This is a genomic window from Rugamonas brunnea, assembly GCF_014042345.1.
In the GTDB taxonomy this organism is placed as follows: Bacteria; Pseudomonadota; Gammaproteobacteria; order Burkholderiales; family Burkholderiaceae_D; genus Rugamonas; species Rugamonas brunnea.
Genome location: NZ_JACEZT010000069.1, coordinates 1 through 255, shown reverse-complemented (window position 1 = coordinate 255; position 255 = coordinate 1). Strand labels below are relative to the sequence as shown.

1 rRNA gene is annotated in these 255 nt (G+C 53.7%); it reads right to left on the bottom strand.

The window, feature by feature from the left end:
• Positions 1 to 255 (bottom strand): 16S ribosomal RNA (locus tag H3H37_RS26350); the annotation flags it as partial.

Here is a 255-nt window from a genome sequence, read left to right as displayed (position 1 = left end):
GCCTGCGCACGCTTTACGCCCAGTAATTCCGATTAACGCTTGCACCCTACGTATTACCGCGGCTGCTGGCACGTAGTTAGCCGGTGCTTATTCTTCAGGTACCGTCATTAGCAAAGGATATTAGCCTCCACCGTTTCTTCCCTGACAAAAGAGCTTTACAACCCGAAGGCCTTCTTCACTCACGCGGCATTGCTGGATCAGGCTTGCGCCCATTGTCCAAAATTCCCCACTGCTGCCTCCCGTAGGAGTCTGGAC